At 70.4% G+C, this 18,116-nt stretch carries 12 protein-coding genes and 1 pseudogene; 5 read left to right on the top strand and 8 right to left on the bottom strand.

Annotation, left to right across the window (positions count from 1 at the left end; all coding sequences use genetic code 11):
* Positions 1–111: 111 nt before the first annotated feature.
* Positions 112–1,140 (bottom strand): LacI family DNA-binding transcriptional regulator, encoded by a 1,029-nt coding sequence (locus IEY98_RS13650; protein WP_189210795.1) that lies wholly within the window; start codon positions 1,138–1,140, stop codon positions 112–114.
* Positions 1,140–2,687, bottom strand: coding sequence for a glycoside hydrolase family 13 protein (locus tag IEY98_RS13645; protein ID WP_189210794.1), 1,548 nt, complete (start codon positions 2,685–2,687; stop codon positions 1,140–1,142). The genes IEY98_RS13650 and IEY98_RS13645 overlap by 1 nt, the downstream gene beginning before the upstream one ends.
* 202 nt (positions 2,688–2,889) lie before the next feature.
* Here IEY98_RS13645 and IEY98_RS13640 point away from each other — a divergent pair, with 202 nt between their 5' ends.
* From IEY98_RS13640 to IEY98_RS13630, 4 genes and pseudogenes are all read left to right on the top strand, one after another.
* On the top strand, positions 2,890–4,590 hold the full coding sequence (locus tag IEY98_RS13640; protein ID WP_229786888.1) for a carbohydrate-binding module family 20 domain-containing protein: 1,701 nt from the start codon (positions 2,890–2,892) through the stop codon (positions 4,588–4,590).
* Between the two features lie 323 nt (positions 4,591–4,913).
* Positions 4,914–5,427 (top strand): annotated as a pseudogene (locus tag IEY98_RS33400) (DUF5753 domain-containing protein).
* A gap of 369 nt (positions 5,428–5,796) precedes the next feature.
* On the top strand, positions 5,797–6,249 hold the full coding sequence (locus IEY98_RS13635; RefSeq protein WP_189210793.1) for a hypothetical protein: 453 nt from the start codon (positions 5,797–5,799) through the stop codon (positions 6,247–6,249).
* 205 nt (positions 6,250–6,454) lie between these two features.
* The gene (locus IEY98_RS13630; RefSeq protein WP_189210792.1) at positions 6,455–9,529 is read left to right on the top strand and encodes an ATP-binding protein; all 3,075 of its coding nucleotides are present in this window, start codon (positions 6,455–6,457) and stop codon (positions 9,527–9,529) included.
* A 497-nt stretch (positions 9,530–10,026) separates the two neighbouring features.
* On the opposite strand, the gene IEY98_RS13625 is transcribed toward IEY98_RS13630, so the two are convergent.
* From IEY98_RS13625 to IEY98_RS13610, 4 genes are all read right to left on the bottom strand, one after another.
* A complete protein-coding gene (locus IEY98_RS13625; protein ID WP_189210791.1) occupies positions 10,027–10,872 on the bottom strand; it encodes an ABC transporter permease in 846 nt (281 codons plus the stop codon).
* Between the two features lie 100 nt (positions 10,873–10,972).
* A complete protein-coding gene (locus tag IEY98_RS13620; RefSeq protein WP_189210790.1) occupies positions 10,973–11,947 on the bottom strand; it encodes an ATP-binding cassette domain-containing protein in 975 nt (324 codons plus the stop codon).
* Positions 11,948–12,066: 119 nt separating this feature from the next.
* Positions 12,067–13,245, bottom strand: coding sequence for a cytochrome P450 (locus IEY98_RS13615; protein WP_189210789.1), 1,179 nt, complete (start codon positions 13,243–13,245; stop codon positions 12,067–12,069).
* Positions 13,246–13,281: 36 nt separating this feature from the next.
* A complete protein-coding gene (locus IEY98_RS13610; protein ID WP_189210788.1) occupies positions 13,282–13,857 on the bottom strand; it encodes a TetR/AcrR family transcriptional regulator in 576 nt (191 codons plus the stop codon).
* 45 nt (positions 13,858–13,902) lie between these two features.
* Between IEY98_RS13610 and IEY98_RS13605 the strand changes: the two genes are divergently transcribed.
* Positions 13,903–14,439, top strand: a complete 537-nt coding sequence (locus IEY98_RS13605) for a DinB family protein (protein ID WP_373292383.1) — start codon at positions 13,903–13,905, stop codon at positions 14,437–14,439.
* 787 nt (positions 14,440–15,226) lie between these two features.
* On the opposite strand, the gene IEY98_RS13600 is transcribed toward IEY98_RS13605, so the two are convergent.
* Together IEY98_RS13600 and IEY98_RS13595 are read right to left on the bottom strand one after the other, a co-directional pair.
* Positions 15,227–15,658, bottom strand: coding sequence for a nuclear transport factor 2 family protein (locus IEY98_RS13600; protein ID WP_189210786.1), 432 nt, complete (start codon positions 15,656–15,658; stop codon positions 15,227–15,229).
* Between the two features lie 147 nt (positions 15,659–15,805).
* Positions 15,806–18,085 (bottom strand): chitinase C-terminal domain-containing protein, encoded by a 2,280-nt coding sequence (locus tag IEY98_RS13595; RefSeq protein ID WP_308425885.1) that lies wholly within the window; start codon positions 18,083–18,085, stop codon positions 15,806–15,808.
* Positions 18,086–18,116 lie beyond the last annotated feature (31 nt).

Below are 18,116 nucleotides of genomic sequence, written 5' to 3'. Positions count from 1 at the left end.
ACCTTGCCAATACGACCGGATATGACACTCCCTTCCAGCGGCGGACTCTCCGCGCGCCGCTGGATGCCACGCCCACGAGGGCCGCATGCCCGCGCCCCACCTGTGGGTGACTCAGGCCCTGGGCGCCGCGCCCGTCGATCCGCGGACCACCAGTTCCGGCAGGAAGACGTACTCCGCGTGCGGCGTCGGGTTGCCGGTGATCTCCTCCAGCAGCGCGCGCACCGCCGCCTGGCCCATCGCCTCGACCGGCTGGCGCAGCGTCGTCAGCGGCGGATCGGCGAAGACGATCAGCGGGGAGTCGTCGAAGCCCACCACCGAGATGTCCCTCGGCACCGACAGCCCGCGCTGCCGGACCGCGCGGATCGCGCCGAAGGCCATCAGGTCGCTGCCGCAGACGATGGCCGTGCAGCCCTTGTCCATCAACGCGTTCGCCGCGGCCTGGCCGCCCTCCACGGTGAACAGCGAGTGCTGCACCAGGTCCTCGGCGTCGTCGGCGGACACCGACAGCGTCGAGCGCATGTGGGTCACGAAGCTCTCGATCTTGCGCAGCACCGGCACGAACCGGCGCGGCCCGACCGCGAGGCCGATGCGCTCGTGCCCCAGCTCCGCCAGGTGGTTCACCGCCAGCCGCATCGCGGCGCGGTCGTCGGTGGAGACGAACGGCGCGGACACCCGCTCGGTGTAGCCGTTGACCATCACGAACGGCACGCCGCGGCCGGCCAGCTTCACGTACCGGTCCATGTCGGCGGTGGAGTCCGCGTGCAGGCCCGAGACGTAGATGATCCCGCTGACCCCCCGGTCGACCAGCGTCTCGGTCAGCTCGTCCTCGGTCGCCCCGCCCGGGTTCTGCGTGCACAGCACCGGGGTGTAGCCCTCCCGGGTCAGGCCCTGCACCATGACCTGCGCGAACGCGGGAAAGATCGGGTTGCTCAGCTCCGGGGTGATCAGCCCGATCAGCCCGGCGCTGCGGGCCTGTAAGCGGGCCGGGCGCTCGTAGCCGAGCAGGTCGAGCGCGGCGAGGACAGCCTGCCGGGTGGTGGTCGACACCCCCGACTTGCCGTTGAGGACCCGGCTCACCGTGGCCTCGCTGACCCCCGCCTGCGCGGCGATGTCGGCCAGGCGCGCCGGGCCCCCGGCCATCAGAGCACCTGCCACACGGCGGTGTCCGTCGGGATCAGCATGTGGTCACCCTCCACTTCGCACGGTCCGGACGCCACCAGGACCTCGCTCGCGCGCACCCGGGCGGGCGCGCCGAGGTTGACCGTGCAGCGCACCGCGTCCCGGTCGAACACGAGCAGGTCCGGACCGGCGTCGACCCAGGTGAAGTCGCCCGCCGGTCGCGCGCGCAGCGCGCTGCGGTACAGCTCCAGCATCGACCGCGGATCGCCCTCCTGTGCCGCCACCGACAGCGCCGCCCAGTCGGCGGGCTGCGGCAGCCACGGCCGCGACCCGTCCGGACCGAAGCCGAGCGCGGTCCCCTCAACCGACCAGGGTAGCGGCACCCGGCAGCCGTCGCGGCCCCGGTCGGTGTGCCCCGACCGCTCCCACATGGGGTCCTGCAGCACCTCGTCCGGCAGGTCGAGCACCTCGGGCAGGCCCAGCTCCTCGCCCTGGTAGAGGTAGACCGAGCCGGGCAGCGCCAGCATGAGCAGGATCGCCGCGCGGGCCCGCCGCAGGCCGACCTCGCCGCCGCCGTAGCGGGTCACGTGCCGGTGCACGTCGTGGTTGGACAGCACCCAGGTCGCGGGCGCGTCCACCGGGGCCACCGCGGCCAGGGTGTCGTCGATGACCGCGCGCAGCTCGGCGGCGTCCCACCCCGCCTGCAGGTAGTGGAAGTTGAACGCCTGGTGCAGCTCGTCCGGCCGCAGGTAGCGGGCGGTGCGCTCGGCGCTGGAGGTCCACGCCTCGGCCACGGCGATGCGCGCGGGGGAGTAGGAGTCGAGGATCTTGCGCCACTCGCGGTAGATCTCGTGCACGCCGTCCTGGTCGAAGTACGGCAGCGGCCGGGTGTCCAGCAGCGCGCGCTGCCCGGTGACGCCCACGTCGGGCAGCCCGTCGGCCTTGACCATGCCGTGCGCGACGTCGACCCGGAACCCGTCGACGCCGAGGTCGAGCCAGAACCGCAGGATCTCCCGGAACTCCTCGCGGACCTCCTCGTTCTCCCAGTTCAGGTCGGGCTGGCTGGAGTCGAAGATGTGCAGGTACCACTCGCCGTCCGCCGCCCGGGTCCAGGCCGCCCCGCCGAAGATGGACTCCCAGTCGTTGGGCGGCAGCTCGCCGTGGGCGCCCCGGCCCGGCCGGAAGATGTAGCGGTTGCGCTCCGGCGTGCCCGGCGCGGCGGCCAGCGCCTCGGGGAACCAGCGGTGCGCGCTGGAGGTGTGGTTGGGGACGATGTCGAGGATGACCTTCAGCCCGAGCCGGTGCGCGTCGTCGAGCAGGGCGCGCGCGTCGTCCAGCGTGCCGAACAGCGGGTCGATGTCGCGGTAGTCGGCGACGTCGTAGCCGCCGTCGTTCATGGGGGAGGGGTAGCACGGGGTGATCCACAGGGCGTCCACGCCCAGCCCGGCCAGGTAGGGCAGCCGCGAGCGGATGCCCGGCAGGTCGCCCACGCCGTCGCCGTCGGAGTCGGCGAAGCTGCGCACGTACACCTGGTAGATGACGGCGTTGCGCCACCAGCGCTGGTCCATCGGCGTCCTTCCGGTAGTCGGTCCCGGCGCGACGGTAGCAAGCCGGTGCCTTCTTGCGGAAACATCTTGCACGCGTGGCGCGGCGTTCCCCGATCCGGCTAGGCCGTTCGGCCGCTTGACGAGGCTTGCTCACCACGAGCATCCTCACCGCACCGCTTGCAACTACTTACGGCAAACTTGCGAAAGCACTTGAGGAGACACCGTGGTCTCGTCATCCCACCGCTGGGCCGCCCGCGCGCTGCCCGCCCTGCTCGCTGCCGTCACCCTGCCAGTGCTCGCCGCCCCCGCCGTCACCGCCACCCCGCCCGGGACCAAGGACGTCACCGCCACGCTGTTCCAGTGGCGCTTCGACGACGTCGCCCGGGCCTGCACCGACGTCCTCGGCCCCGAGGGCTACGGGTTCGTCGAGGTCTCGCCCGCCTCCGAGCACATCCAGGGCCCGCAATGGTGGACCGTCTACCAGCCCGTCAGCTACCGGATCGCGGGCCGCCTCGGCGACCGCGCCGCGTTCGCGAACATGGTCGCGACCTGCCACGACGCCGGTGTGAAGGTCATCGCCGACGCCGTCGTCAACCACATGTCCGCCGGGTCGGGCGTGGGCACGGGCGGCACGTCGTACAGCAAGTACAACTACCCCGGCCACTACCAGGACTGGGACTTCCACTCCTGCCGCCAGCCGATCACCGACTACCGCAACCGCGACAACGTCCAGAACTGCGAGCTGGTCCACCTGTCGGACCTCGACACCGGCAGCGAGTACGTGCGCTCGGAGATCGCCGAGTACCTGGCGGACCTGCGCTCGCTGGGCGTGGACGGCTTCCGCATCGATGCGGCCAAGCACATGTCCGCGGGCGATCTCGCCGCCATCAAGTCCCGTCAGGCGAACCCGGGCTACTGGGTCCAGGAAGTCATTCACGGCGCGGGCGAGGCCGTGCAGCCGGAGGAGTACCTGAACAACGGCGACGTCGACGAGTTCCGCTACGCCACCGGCCTCAAGTCGGTCTTCGCCGGAGGGCGGCTGGCGGACCTGAGCCAGTTCGGCGAGGCGTGGGGTTTCGTGCCGTCGGCGCAGGCACGCTCCTTTGTGGACAACTGGGACACCGAGCGCAACGGCTCGACGCTGAACCGCACCTACGGGTCGACGTACACGCTGGCCAACGTGTTCATGCTGGCCTGGCCGTACGGCTCGCCCAACGTCTACTCCGGATACGAGTTCAGCGGCCACGACGACGGCCCGCCGCTCGGCGGTGACGTGCGGTCGTGCTACCAGGACGGCTGGACGTGCCAGCACGCCTGGCGCCAGATCGCCAACATGGTCGGCTTCCGCAACGCGGTGTCGGGCACGGGCGTCACCAACTGGTGGAGCAACGGCAACAACGCCATCGCGTTCGGCCGGGGGGCGAAGGGGTACGTGGTCATCAACCGCGAGCCGTCGTCACTGAACCGCACGTTCCAGACGTCTCTTCCCGCGGGCACATACTGCGATGTCCAGCACGCCGAGCCTTCGGCCTGCTCAGGCCACATGTATACGGTAGGCGCGGACGGCCGCTTCACCGCCACGGTGGGCGCAGGTGACGCGATCGCCTTGCACGCAACGAGCGCGGCGTCCACCTCCGGCGCGGACTTCGCCGTCAATGCCACCACGACGTGGGGCCAGAACATTTTCGTAGTGGGCAACCACCCCTCCCTGGGCAACTGGTCCCCAAGCGCGGCGATCCCCCTGTCCTCCACGACGTACCCGATCTGGCGCGCCTCCGTGACCCTCCCCGCCGGAACCCGCTTCGAGTACAAGTACCTCCGCAAGACCTCGAACGGCTCCGCCACCTGGGAATCCGGCCCCAACCGGGTAGCCACCGTGCCGTCCACGGGCCGAATAGCCCTGAACGACACCTGGCGCCCCTAAAGACCGGCGGCCCGCCCGGCGACAGGGACCTACCCGGGCGGACCGCCTTCCACTCCGGTGGAACCCCGCTGTGCTGGGCCTTCTCCTTGAAGGCCCAGCACAGCACTGTCACGGTCTGTTCGCTGCCGGGTGGGCAAGGAGACTCGGGCCAGCCGACGAGTGAGAAGCGAAATGCCGCACCTGACTGTCGGGGTTGCGGAGGGCGTAAGACCGACACTGTGTAGTTTGGCCTCAGGTACGAGGTTGCTGACATAGCAGACGACGCTGTTGTCTAGGTTTGCCGTGCCGCGAACGGCGAATTGCCTTCCCGAGCCGGAAAGCCGATGCATCCTTTGGGGTGTAGAAAGGCGCGGTGGTGGAGGAAAGGGACCGTCGGCTCTAGGTTCGCGTCCATGCCTGTGAATCTTCCCGAGCGCACGTCGTGGTCGCGGGTGCTGGGCGCGGAACTGCGCGAAGCCCGGCTCAGAGCTGAAGCGCCTCATGCACCTAGGCTCCCGCCCTGGGACGGCTACTGGGTCCAAGCCAACGGCGAATCCATGCCGGACGAACTACGCGCGCTGATCCTCCTGGAGACCACGGCGACCCAGATCGACTCCTACCAACCCCACCTGATCCCTGGACTCGCGCAGACCGAGCCCTATATACGTGCCCTCTTCCGCGAGCACGGTCGCCGACCGGGTCGAGCCACGTGTCCGTGCTCGACTGAAGCGACAAGGGCTGTTCGGGAAGTTGGATCGTCCCCGTCTGCAGTTCTTCATCCATGAGCACGCCTTGCGCACACCGGTGGGCGGAGGTGAGGTGATGCGTGACCAGCTACTCCACCTGAGGGCACTCTAGATGAGGCACGTGTGTCGGATCCGGGTAGCACCCATCTCCTCAGGAGCGGAGGCGTCGTCTGGCGGCAATTAACAGCAAGTCGGTTTATACGGCGAAGGATAATTCGTTCCGAATTGATACTGGAAGCCAATCTCTGGGCGGTCCTGGTGCGGGTATTCATCTCCAGCTTATGGGCCGCGGGGCAGGCCCGATGAAGTGTCGCCACAATCCAGTGGATAAGGTCTGGAGCTGAGAGTGGTATCATGTTGTCGCCGAAACTCGCCAAGAAACCCCATCAAACGTGATCGATAAGGCCTTTAGATATCTAGGGTTGCCGACGTCATGATTCTAAACTCTCGAATGGAACGAATATGGGACGAGGGTGCGTATGTGGGTGCGACCGTTCCGGCGAGTCTTGTCTACCTTGTTGAAGGTGGCTGGACCACGGGTCCTGCCGACGCGTTGTTGCTGCGGGAAATGTACGGGTCTGGATGGCGGGATGATTGGTCGCCTCAGAATGTGGCCAGCCATGAACTTGAGGTGAACGATGTCTGGATTCCGCCTGACGGCCTCGATGGCCCTGAAGAGCTTCTGTTGACGCAAATGGCTGCGCGGGCTCGGAGGTTTGCGGTAGAAGTCCTTCGCTCCGCTGAGGGAATGCTGGCAGCTGAACTTTTGGTGGCAGTGATTTCCGTCGAAGTCGAGTCTGGGATTCCAGAGGATGGGGCGACGGTAAAGTTTTGTACTAGGCGGGGAGGTTTTCCTGGGTATTACGATGACCTCGAGAGGTACGGCCTTTACGGGATGGCAATCGTGGAAGCAGCGGATGTCGTGACCTGGTGAAAATTGGCATGGTCAAGAGTGTTCTTCCCCGAACGGCTACGTTGGTGCCCGGCCAGTCGATGGAATGTGTTCAAACACCACGAAGCCTCTAGCGACTGTCCACCAGACGGTCCCAGGCGCGTGCGAACAGACAGACCACCAGGGGCGGTCAGTCCGTTGCCTTGCCGACTCGAGTTCATGGCAACCTAGGGTTGACGGAGCACTCATGTGCGTCTTGTCGGTCGATCGCTCTACCCTCGGCGGGGTGAACTCCGCGTTTATCGGGCGCGACCACCCGGCAGGTGTACTCCGTGGCGAGGTGGACCGTGTCCGCGACAGCCATGGCGGGTTGGTGCTCGTCACCGGTGAGGCGGGCATCGGCAAGACCACGCTGGTCACCACCGCCGCCGACGAGGCGCGCAGACAGGGCACGCTCGTGCTGTCCGGGTCCTGCTGGGACTCCGACAGCGTCCCCGGCCTCTGGCCCTGGGTGCAGGTCGTCCGCGCCCTGCGCCGAGCGGCCACCGAGGACGAGTGGGCGCGCGCCGAGGAGGCCGCGGGCGATGCCCTCCCGGTGCTGTTGGGGGAGCGCCCGGGGGAGACCAGCGGCGAGTTCCCGCTGTTCGACGCCGTGACCAGCGCGCTCGTCGCCGTGTCGCAGTCGCGGCCGGTCATGGTCGTGCTGGACGACCTGCACTGGGCCGACGCCGCGTCCGTCCGGCTCCTCGCCTTCGCCGCGCAGCACGCCTGGTTCGAGCGGCTGCTGCTGGTCGGCACCTACCGCGACGTCGACATCGAGGGCACCGGCCACCCGCTGGAGCCGCTGCTGCTCTCGCTCGTGTCCAAGGCGACCACGCTCACCCTCACCGGGCTCACCGTCGACGAGGTCGGCGACCTCATCACGCTCACCGGCGTCGACCGGCCCGCCCCCGAGCTCGTCGCCGAAGTGCACCGGCGCACCGGCGGCAACCCGTTCTTCGTCGAGCAGACCGCCCGCCTCTGGCATGGCACCCAGACCGGGGCCGTGCCGCCGGGGGTGCGTGACGCCGTCCGCCGCCGACTGGAGGCGCTGTCCGACGACACCCACCGCCTGCTCGCCTGGGCCGCCGTGCTCGGCCGCGAGTTCGACGCCGCCCTGCTCGCCGCCGCCACCGGGCGCGCCGACGTCGAACGCAGGCTCAACCGGGCCATCGCCGCCCGCCTGATCGCCCCGGTCGGCCCCGGCCGGTACGGCTTCGTGCACGACCTCGTCCGCGAGACGCTGGAGGACGACCAGGACCGCCGCGCCGCGCACGCCGCCGTCGCCCGCGCCCTCGACGACGACCCGGTGCTCGCCGCGACCGTCTTCCCCGCCGACCGGGCCCGCCACGCGCACGGTGGCGTCCCCGACTACCCGGCCGAGCGCGCCGTCGACCTGCTGGCCGCCGCGGCCAGGGACGCCATGAGCAGGCTGTCCACGGAGGAGTCCGCCGCGCACCTGCGCCGGGCGATCCCGCTGGCTGCACCCGAGCGCCGCGTCGCGCTGCTGGTGCAGCTCGGCGAGTCCTACATCCACGGCAACGAGGTGGAGCGCGCCTGGGCGCACCTGCGCGAGGCCGCCGAGATCGCCCGCGGCCTCGACAGCGCCCGGCCGCTGGCCCGGGTCGCGGTCACCCTGCACCGGCACGGGCCGCCGCGGGAGTCCCGGCTGACTGACGAGGTCGTCCGGGAGGCCCACCGCCGCATCTACGGCCGCGAGGAGACGGACACGACCAGTCCACTGGAGACGGTGTTCCGCGAACTCGTCTTCCAGGCCACCGCGATCGCCCGCAGCGGCGCGGACGAGGAGTCGCTGTCGGTCGGGCTGTGGGCGCAGCACGACATGGTGCTCGGGCTGGGCTCGGCGGCCGAGCGGGTCCGGCTGACCGGCGAGCTCACCGACCTGGCCCGCGCAGCGGGGGACCGGGACATGGAGTGGTTCGCGGCGTCCATGCGCTGGGTCGCGCTGCTCGAACTCGGCGACCCCGCCTACCTCGACCAGTTCCGCGACACCGCCGCGCTCACCGACCACTCGCCGAGGAACCAGCTCTCCAGCCGCATCGACCACACCATCATCGACACCCTGGCGGGCCGCTTCGCCAGGGCGGGTGAGCTGCTCGACGGGTTCACCGAGGACGACCTGCCCGACTGCCACAACATGATCGCCTACATGCGCTGGGTCTGGCTGCTGCGCCAGGGCCGCCACGGCGAGGCGGGCGCGGTGCTGGGCGAGCCGATGGCCGGGTTCGAGCATCCCGACCTGCTCGCCGCCATCACCGCCGCCGAGCAGGGCCGCACCGAGGCCGCCCTGCGGTACGTCCGCGCCACCGTCCCCCGCGCCGACACCCTCTTCGGCGGCCACCTGCGCCCGCTCTGGCTGCGCGCACTCGCCCAGACCGCCGCGCTGGCCCGCGACACCGAGCTGATCAAACTCGCCCGCAAGGAGTTGGCCGACCACTCCGGATCGTGGCTGGTCGCGCTCTACGGGTTCGACGTCTCCGGCCCGGTCGACCTCTGGCTCGGCGTCCTCGACCTGGCCGAACGCCGGTGGGACGACGCCATCGCCCACCTGACCGCCGCCGCCGACTCCGCCGAGGCGATGGACGCCCGGCCCTGGGCCGTCGACGCCCGTGCGTGGCTGGTCAAGGCCTACGCGGGCCGCGGTGAGGACACCACCGCGCTGTCCGCCCAGATTGCCGCCGACGCCGAGCGGCTGGGCATGACCCAGCACAGCGCCGCCGAACCGGACGTCCCCCAGTTCCGCCGCGAGGGTCCGGTGTGGTCGCTGGCCTTCGGCGGCACCCACGTCCACATGCCCGACACGAAGGGCCTGCGCGACCTGCACGCGTTGCTCGCCAACCCCGGCACCGACATCCCCGCCGCCCACCTGCTCGACCCGCAGGCCACCGCCGCTGTCCGGACGGTGGGCGCCGACGACATGCTCGACGAGCGCGCCAAGGCCGAGTACCGCCGCAGGCTCGACCGCCTGGACGCCGAGATCGACCACCACACCGCCCTGGGCGACGACGCCCGCGCCGCAGCCCTGGACCGCGAGCGCGCCGCCCTCCTGGACCACCTGCGCCTGGCCGCAGGCCTCTCCGGCCGCACCCGCCGCCTGGGCGACGAGGCCGAACGCGCCCGCAAGGCGGTGACCGCCCGAATCCGCGACACCCTCCGCAAACTGGACGAGCGCCACCCACCCCTCGCCGCCCACCTCCGGGCCGCCGTGACCACAGGCACCACCTGCCGCTACGACGGCCGCCTCCCCTGGCAACTCAGATGATCCGATCACATGACGAGATCATCTGACCAAAGGTTCAGATGATGCGACCATCCCGATGGTTTCGTCATCGCGATGACGAAACCACCCAGATGATCTGACCATCGGGATGATCTGACTATCCAGATGACTTGACCATCTGGATGACGTGCCTCTGCGGATGGCGTGACCATTGGGATGATGTCACCATCCGGATGGTCGCATCATGTGGACGGTCGGCCGATCGCGGATGGCGACATCATCTGAATGATCGCGCCATGTGGATGGCCGTCTCGTTCGGATGGTCACGTCATCCGGAATGATCTGATCCTGACCCGGCTGGTGCTGCTGATCGGGCTGGCTGTTCAGGGGTTGGACCATCCGGCGGCCGTTCGGATGATGTGAACATCCGGGAGCGGTGGCTGGATGATCGCGTCATCTGGATGATCTGATCATCCGGATGATCTCGTCATGCGGGGCCGCGCCCGGGGTCCGGGTGGGACCGCCGGGCGCGGGGGTGGTCAGAGGCGGTTGTACTTGCGCATCGTCAGCCAGCCGAACACCACGGTGAGTACGGCGGAGGCGATGAGGACCCAGGTGATCGCGCCCATGTCCCAGTCGCCCGCCATCATCGAGCGGACGGCGGCCACGAGTTTCGTCACCGGGTTGACCTCGACCGCCGCCTCCAGCCATCCCGGCATCGTCGTCGGCGAGACGAACACATTGGACAGGAACGTCAGCGGGAACAGAACCAGCATGCTGATCCCCATCACCGCCTTCTCCGTGCGCATGATCAGCCCGAACATCGTCCACACCCACGAGAACGCGAACGAGAACACGATCAGCAGCCCGACCCCGGCGGCGACCCCCAGGACGCCGCCGCCCGGTCGGAAGCCCAGGATCAGGCCGACCGCGATGATGACCACCGAGGCGATCACGTACCGCAGCAGGTCGCCGAGCAGGTAGCCGACCATCGGCGCCGGGCGCCAGATCGGGAGCGTGCGGAAGCGGTCGAACACGCCCTTCGCGATGTCGGTGTTCACCGCGACCCCGGTGTACATCGTGATCATCACGACGCTCATCACCAGGATGCCCGGCAGCAGGAACTGCAGGTACTCCGTCACCGATCCGGCCAGCGCGCCGCCGAACAGGTAGGTGAACATCAGCGTCATGATGATCGGGAAGGCGGTCACGTCGAACAGCTGCTCGGGCACGTGCTTGATCTTGCGCACCGCCCGCCAGCCGAACGCGGACGACGCCGCCCACGCCGACGGCCGCGGCGGCCGCTCGGCGTCGGTGATCAGCAGTGCTGCCAGGTCCTCGGTCCGCGGCGCGGCGACGACCTCGGGAGCCTCGGTGGTGGTCATGACTGATCCGCCTCCCCGGGATTAACCATGGTGGACAAAGTGGGCTGGGACTTTCCGCGGGTGGCCGGGTCGCGTCTCGGCGCCCGGTGGCCGGAGGCCGTCATGCCGGGACCTCCTGGTTGGCCGGGCGGTCGGTAAGGGCGAGGAAGACCTCGTCGAGGGTGGGCTGGCCGAGGGAGAACGTGTCGACGTGCACGCCCGCGCGGGCCAGTTCGCCGAGCAGCGCCCCCGCGCGGTCGGCAGCGCCCTCCTCGGACACCTCGGCGGACAGCCGCGCCGACAGCGCGACCGGGTCGGCCTCCAGGGTGACCGGCGCGGCCAGCACCCGGGACAGCACCCGCTGCGCCTCCGGCCGCTGGGCGGCGTCGCGCAGCCGCAGGTGCACCGCGCCCGCGCCCACCGACGCCTTCAGCTCGCCCTTCGTGCCCTCGGCGATGACCCGGCCGTGGTCGATGACCGCGATCCGGGACGCCAGCTGGTCGGCCTCGTCGAGGTACTGCGTCGTCAGCAGCACGGTCGTGCCCTGGTTGACGATCGCCCGCACGATGTCCCACACCTGGTTGCGGCTGCGCGGGTCGAGGCCCGTCGTCGGCTCGTCGAGGAACAGCAGGTCCGGGGTGTTGAGGATGCTCGCGGCAATATCGAGCCGCCTGCGCATGCCCCCGGAGTAGGTCTTGACCTGGCGCTCGCCCGCCTCGGTCAGGCCGAACGCGGCCAGCAGCGCGGCCCCGCGCTCCCGCGCCTGCTGCTTGCGGTGGCCGAGCAGCCTGCCCAGCAGCACCAGGTTCTCCGCGCCGGTCAGGTCCTCGTCGACCGAGGCGTACTGGCCGGTCAGGCTGACCCGCCCGCGCACGGCGTCGGCGTCGCGGATGACGTCACGGCCGAAGACCCTGGCCTCGCCCGCGTCCGGCCGCAGCAGCGTGGCCAGCACCTTCACCGCGGTCGTCTTGCCCGCGCCATTGGGGCCAAGCACCCCGTACACAGTGCCCGCGGGCACCGTCAGGTCCAGTCCGTCGAGTGCTCGTTTCTCCCCGAACACCTTCACCAGACCCGAAGTCTCGATCGCAGTCGTCACCTCGGTCCTCCCTGTCGTCCTTGCTCACCAGGAAGGCGCGAGACGGGCCGCTAGATCCGATCTGGCACCCCCGCACCGAGTGCGAGACTACTCCCGCACCGGCGAGGGGGCGAGTCGTTTTACCAGGTCACGGGCATCTTGCGGGGCCCGCGGACGAGCATGGCCGTCTTCCACTCCGGCTCGTCGGCCAACTGCAGCCCGGGCAGCCGCGCGGTCAGCTCGCGCAGCGCCTCCTGCAGCTCCAGCCGGGCCAGCGGCGCGCCGAGGCAGTGGTGGGCGCCGTGGCCGAAGCCCATGTGCGAGTTCTGCGGCCGGTCGAAGTGCAGCGTCTCCGGGTCGGTGAAGCGGGCCTCGTCGCGGTTGGCCGAGCCCACGGCGACCAGGACCGGCTCGCCCGCGCGGACCAGCTGGCCGCCGACCTCGATGTCCTCGGTGGCGTACCGGGGGAACGCGCCGCCGACGCCGAGCGGGATGTAGCGCAACAGCTCCTCGACCGCGCCGGGGATGCGGTCGGGGTGCTCGCCGAGCTCGGTCCAGCGGTCGTTGGCCAGCAGGACGTGCACGAAGTTCGGGATCTGGGTCGCGGTCGTCTCGTGGCCCGCGATGAGGATGCCGTTGCACAGCTGCACCAGCTCGTCGGCGCTGAGCCGCTCGACGTCCTCCTCGCGCGCGGCGATGAGGGCGCTCATCAGGTCGTCCCTGGGCTCGGCCGTGCGCTCGGCGACCAGGCCCGCCATGTACTCGGCCATCTGCACGTAGTTGTCGACGAACTCCTCGGCGGTGAGCGAGCTGGTCGACAGCGCCGCGTCGCTCCACACCCGGAACCGGTCGCGGTCCTCGACGGGCACGCCGAGCATCTCGCAGATGACCTGCACGGGCAGCGGCAGGGCGAACGCGTCGACGAGGTCGACCGGCGGGCCGGTCTCGACCATGGCGTCCAGCAGGTCCTTGGTGATCTCCCGGACGCGCGGGCGCAGCGCCTCGACCCGGCGCACGGTGAACGCCGTCGCGACCAGCTTGCGCAGCCGGGTGTGGTCGGGCGGGTCCATGCCGAGGATGCCGCTGGGCCGCTGCGCCTCGTGCGGGCGCGGCTCGTCCTTGGTGGCGGCCATGGCGCGGCTGAAGCGGCGGTCGCCGAGGACCAGTCGGACGTCCTCGTAGCGGGTGGCCAGCCAGGCGGGCTCGCCGTAGGGGAGCCGGACGCGGATCATGCCGGGGGTCTCGCGGAGCTTGCGGTAGGCGGGGTCGAGGTCGAGGCCCTCGTCCCGGTTGAAGGGATAGGCCTGCGGTTCGGTCATGACGCCCCCTCATTGTCAGCACTCGCTGACTGAACGCTACTGAGGGCCCCGCTGAGCGTCAACGGCCGTACGCGCAGCGTCACCCAGGAGGTTGCGCGCCGCCCTGCCGACCAGTTCCCGCGCCCGCTCCCGGTCGGCCGACCCCACCGGGCCGTCCGGGCAGATCTGCTGCACCAGCGCGATGCCGAGAAGCCAGGCGAGCACGAGGTCGGCGCGCAGCAGGGCGTCCTCGTCGGCGTCCTGGCCTGCCAGCGCCAGCCGGTAGGGCTGGGCGACCTGGGTCTCCAGCGCGTCGGCGACCTTGCCGCGCTGCGGGCCGGTGAGGGCGAGCAGCAGCAGGTTGGCCGTCGTGTCGCTGTTGGCGAAGACCGCGCGGATGACGGTGTCGAGCAGGTCGTCGGCGTCGGTGCTCAACGCCCGCCCCGGCGCGGTGAGGACCGCGGCGAGCAGGTCCTCCTTGGTGCCGAAGTAGCGGAAGACCAGCGCCTGGTCGACGCCGACCACGGCCGCGACCTCGCGCACGGAGGTGCGGTCGAAGCCGCGCTCGGTGAACAGTTCGGCGGCGGCCTTCAGCAGTGCCGCCTTGGTCGCCTCCGCGTCCCGCCTGCGCATGTCGATAGACATTACGTGTCGGTGGGATGCGGCAGGATGAACCGCATGGCCGACACACCGCAGTTCTTCTCTCCGGACCTGGAGGGCGAGCGCACCGAGCGCCCGCTCGTCGGGGACGAGCGCACGATGCTCACGTCCTTCCTGGACTGGCACCGGGAGACCTTCCGACTGAAGTGCGCGGGCCTGACCGCCGAGCAGCTGTCCACCCGTTCGGTGGAACCGTCGTCGCTCTCCCTCCACGGCCTGATCCGCCACCTGGCGGGCACCGAACGCTGGTGGTTCCGCATGCAGTTCGCGGGCGAGGACGTCGACCACCTCTACTACGCCGACGACGACCCCGACATGGACTTCGACCGCCTCGACGACGACCCGTTCGAGGCGATGGCGGTGTGGGAGGCCGAGTGCGCCCGCTCCCGCGAGATCGTCGCCGCCGCCGACCTCGAGGACGTCGGCCGCTCCTGGCGCTACGAGAAACCCGTCTCCCTCCGCCGAGTCCTGGTGCACATGCTCGCCGAATACGCCCGCCACAACGGCCACGCCGACCTGCTCCGCGAGCGCATCGACGGCGCCACCGGCCACTAGCCGCCACCAACCCTCGCCGCGGACCAACCGTGGCCGAATCCCCGGTCACGGCGCGATGGTTCCGGCGCTGCAGACGTCGCGGCCGACCGGGGCGCGCAGCGTCGTGGGCGACGAGGCATGGCTGGCCTCGAGTAGGCAGCCTGCCCGGGCCACCCCGCTGCCCGCCGCGACCGCCGCCCTAGCCGTAGGCGGGGCGGCGAGGGTGCGGGGGAGCCGCCAGCAGCACGACGGCCGATGTTGACGATCGACCGCCCGGCCAGCTCCCGCCGCCAGGTCGGCTTCGCGCGCCGCGTCGCCTGCCTGGGTCGGCTGGTTCGCCGCAGGGGCTAGCCAGCCGGGGTGAAAGCTTGCGCCACCGGCAGGTCGGCTCGGGGCCGCATCGTTTGCCTGGCCAGCTCCGGCCGCCAGGTCGGCTTCGCGCGCCGCAACGTCTGTCCGGCCAGCCTCCCGTCGCCGAGTCGGCTTCGCGCGCGGCGTCGCCTGCCTGGGTCGGCTGGTTTGCCGCCGGGGGCTAGCCAGGCGGGGGTGAAAGCCCTTGCCACCGGCAGGTCGGCTCGGGGCCGCATCGTTTGCCTGGCCAGCTCCGGCCGCCAGGTCGGCTCCGCGCGCCGCATCGTCTGCCTGGACCGGCTGACTCGCCGCCCAGGGGGCTAGTCCGCCGGAGCGAAAGCCCGCGCCACCGCCAGGTCGGCTCGGCGGGCCGCCTCGTTGCCCGGCCAGCTCCCGCCGCCAGGCTGGCTCCGCGTGCCGCGTCGTCTGCCTGGGTCGGCTGGTTCGCCGCCGGGGGCTAGCCTGCCGGGGTGAAAGCCCGCGCCACCGCCAGGCTGTCCTCGTAGACGTGGTGGCGGGTGATCAGTCCGTCCTCCACCGTGAGGTGTAACGCGAAGCGGGCGCGGTAGGCGCGGCCGGTGGGGCGGGCGGTCTGTCGGATCTCGCCGAGGACGACGGCGTCGCCGCCGTCGACGATGACGCGTTCGACCTGGGTGTCGACCTGCTCGGGGACGTGGTGTTCGACCAACTCGCGGTAGTGGTCGGCCGCGTCCGCCCTGGTCGACCGGGGGCGGATCCAGGGCGTCTCCGCGCGGCCGTGTTCGTCGGCGGGCCAGTTGAGCCGCCAGTCGATGTCGTCGGCGTACAGCTCCGCGACGCGGGTCGGGTCGCCTTCGCCGATGCGGCGGAGGAGTTCGGTCACGGTGTCCCGTGTGGTGGATGTCGTCATGGCTCCATCCTGTCCAAAACGGTGGGACCGTGCCGCGAGTTATCCACAGGCGCCGGCCGTCCCCCTGGAACAGCGGGGACGGCCGGGTCGTGGTGTGCGGTGCGGCGGGCGGGATGGGCGTCCGTCCGCCGCACCGCGGTCAGTGGGTCAGCAGGGGCCCATGTCCTGCCACACTCCCCATTGGCCGGAGAGGTCCGGGCGGTCGCCCTGGGTCCACCACTTGGCGCGGTAGAGCTTGCCTTGGTAGGAGACCGTGTTGCCGCCCGTGTAGACCTTCGTCGCCTCCCAGGCCGGGGCCGAGCAGGCGGGCGGGGTCGTCGTCGTGGTCGTCGTCGGGTCGGTCGTGCCGGTGGTCGTCGTCGTGGTCGGCGGGGTGTCGGTGGAGCCCCGGGCGTGGTCCTGCGTCACCGCGTAGGACTTGCCGCCGAAGGTCACCGTGATGTTGGCCAGCTGCGTGATCGGCAGGTAGTAGACCAACTGCACCTCGGCGCTCGCCCCCGGCGCCAGCGTCTGCCAGGACGGGGTCTTCAGCGACATGCGGTGCAGGTCGCCGCGGATGCCTCCCACGTTCGGCCCGGTGTGCTCGCTGGACACCACCGACAGGCTCCAGCCGGACTGCTGGCCCATGGTCGGCGGCGCCGACGTGCCGTAGTCGAACTGGATCTCCGTGCCGCCCGGCAGCGGGCTGCTGGAGTTGTTGGTGACGCGCAGCTTCGGGCTGATCGGGTAGTTCGAGTCGCCCACGGGGAAGCCGTGCAGCTCCAGCTTCACGTCCAGCGCCTCGGTCGGCATGGTCCGCTTGGCCTTCTTGTTGCCGTACGGCGCGGCGTCGCGGAACGTGTCGTACATCAGCGTGGTGAGGGTGTCGCCCATGAAGTACTCGCCGCGGGTGGCGTCGAAGTCGTAGTCGCCCGCGAGCTCCCACATCATGATGCCGCCGATGCCCTGGTCCGCCACGTACCGCGCCTTGGCCGCGATCGAGGTCTCGTCCTCGGTGGACAGGAACACCTTCTTGTCGTTGTTCCACAGCCACGGCGCGACGAGCGTCGAGTCGTAGTGGCGGGTGTAGGTGCCGGTGACGCGGTCCTCGGGGTTGGTCGCCGGGTCGAGGCCGTACTCGTCGAGGTAGCTCGGGGTGCGGCCGTCCTGCAGGTTCTTGGCGTGCCACATCGGGTTGCTGCCCGCGGGCACCTCGCCGCCGAGCTTGTCGAGGTCGTGCCAGAGGTTGTCGATGCCCACGGCGCCGTTGCCGCACGGCACGGTCGAGCCGACGGTGCCGCCGGTGCCCGGCGGGCACTTGGTCTGGTCGGGCAGCGCCGCGCGGCCCCAGAGGCCGTTCGTGCCGCCGGTGACGCCACGCCAGCCGCGGGTGTAGTACGGGACGCCGATGTTGATGCGGCCCGCGGGCATGTGGCCGCGGAAGTAGTGGTACGCCCAGTCGGTGTTCAGGTAGCCGAGACCGCCGTACTGGCTGGTGTTGTAGTAGTTCCAGTGCACCAGCTCGGCGTCGCGGCCGTCGTCGTACAGCGCGGCGTTGGGGCCGACGAAGTGGTTCCAGGCGCCGTGCAGGTCGTACGACATGACGTTGACGTAGTCCAGGTACTGGGTGACCTGGTAGTTCTCCATGCCGCGCAGCATGTAGCCGGACGATGGCGCGGCTACGGTCAGCATGTAGTACTTGTTGTCCGCGACGCTGGCGGCGTCGAGCTTCTCGCGCAGCGTCTTCATCAGCGTCACGTACCCGGCCATCAGGCGGGCGCGGCGCGGGTTGGAGAAGGAGAAGTCGTCCGGGTTGCCGGAGTTGTTCATCGACGTGGCGTACTCGTAGTCGATGTCGACGCCGTTGAAGCCGTACTTGCGGATGAACTCGACCGCGGAGTCGGCGAAGGCGGAGATCTTCGCGGTGGAGTCGGTGAGGGTGTAGAAACCGCCGTCGGCGACGCGGGAGCCGTCGGCGGCGAAGTGGCCGCCGGTCTCGGCCCAGCCGCCGACCGAGATCAGCGTCTTGACCTGCGGGTGCTGCTTCTTGTACTTGGTCAGCTGGTTGAAGTGGCCCTTGTACGGCAGCGACGGGTCCATCTCCGCGCCGGGGACGCCGGGCCACTCCATGCCGGTGGCGGGGTTGTTGGGCCCGTCGGGCCCGACGCTCAGCTTGCCCGCCGAGTCGATGTGCCCGAAGGCGTAGTTGATGTGGGTGACCTTGGTCCAGGGGATGTCCTTGGGCAGGTACGCGGGCTGGCCGTTCTTGCCGGTGCGCCAGCTGGTGAAGTACCCGATCACGCGGCGCGGGTGGTCCGCGCCCATGCTCTCGCGGCCCTCGGTGTCATAGGCCAGGCAATATGGGACGTTCAGCGTCCCCGTCCGCGCGAGCCCGTCCGGGCGGCACGCCGCGTGGTCGGCCGCGTGGGACGTCGCGGGCAGGATCACGCCTATTCCGGTTAGCACTGCGAGCAGAAAC

The sequence above is a fragment of the Actinokineospora fastidiosa genome, assembly GCF_014648415.1.
Classification (GTDB): Bacteria; Actinomycetota; Actinomycetes; order Mycobacteriales; family Pseudonocardiaceae; genus Actinokineospora; species Actinokineospora fastidiosa.
Note: the sequence above shows the minus strand (reverse complement) of the source record. Positions and strands in the feature narration are given on the sequence as shown.

Excerpts from the sequence above, each read along its gene's own strand:
- IEY98_RS13600 (WP_189210786.1), bottom strand. The coding sequence starts at position 15,658 with ATGACGACATCCACCACACGGGACACCGTGACCGAACTCCTCCGCCGC.
- IEY98_RS13605 (WP_373292383.1), top strand. The coding sequence starts at position 13,903 with ATGGCCGACACACCGCAGTTCTTCTCTCCGGACCTGGAGGGCGAGCGC.
- IEY98_RS13610 (WP_189210788.1), bottom strand. The coding sequence starts at position 13,857 with ATGCGCAGGCGGGACGCGGAGGCGACCAAGGCGGCACTGCTGAAGGCC.
- IEY98_RS13630 (WP_189210792.1), top strand. The coding sequence starts at position 6,455 with ATGTGCGTCTTGTCGGTCGATCGCTCTACCCTCGGCGGGGTGAACTCC.
- IEY98_RS13650 (WP_189210795.1), bottom strand. The coding sequence starts at position 1,140 with ATGGCCGGGGGCCCGGCGCGCCTGGCCGACATCGCCGCGCAGGCGGGG.
- IEY98_RS13645 (WP_189210794.1), bottom strand. The coding sequence starts at position 2,687 with ATGGACCAGCGCTGGTGGCGCAACGCCGTCATCTACCAGGTGTACGTG.
- IEY98_RS13615 (WP_189210789.1), bottom strand. The coding sequence starts at position 13,245 with ATGACCGAACCGCAGGCCTATCCCTTCAACCGGGACGAGGGCCTCGAC.
- IEY98_RS13625 (WP_189210791.1), bottom strand. The coding sequence starts at position 10,872 with ATGACCACCACCGAGGCTCCCGAGGTCGTCGCCGCGCCGCGGACCGAG.